Origin of the sequence: Paracoccus bogoriensis (genome assembly GCF_019431455.1) — a bacterium.
Lineage (GTDB): Bacteria > Pseudomonadota > Alphaproteobacteria > Rhodobacterales > Rhodobacteraceae > Paracoccus > Paracoccus bogoriensis.
The window spans coordinates 1-304 of the sequence record NZ_JAHYSR010000076.1; the positions used below are offsets into that span (position 1 = coordinate 1).

Genomic DNA, 304 nt, shown 5'->3' on the forward strand with positions numbered 1-304 from the left:
TGTTCAGCCCACCCTTCGTGCGCCCGATCAGGCGCCCGCGCTTGTCGTCGGGCCCCCGTTCGGCGGGAAATCGGCCCCCGGGGGCTGTTGAAGAAGCACCATGCCTCTGATTTCCGTATCGGCGGATGGGAGGCTGCGATGCTGGGTCGGAAGGAGCGCGGGCAACCGGAGCTTTTCATCACCGGGTCGTTGCGGGAACTGATCCCCGATGACCATGTGCTGGTGAGGATCGATCAGGTTCTCGACCTTTCGTGGCTTCGCGGCGAAGTGGCTGCCCTCTATCGCGTCGACAACGGACGCCCCG

1 protein-coding gene is annotated in these 304 nt (G+C 65.1%); it reads left to right on the forward strand.

The features are described 5' to 3' along the window. Positions 1 to 138: 138 nt before the first annotated feature. The coding region (locus KY389_RS15120; protein ID WP_485020561.1) for a transposase at positions 139 to 304 on the forward strand (166 nt) is incomplete at its 3' end.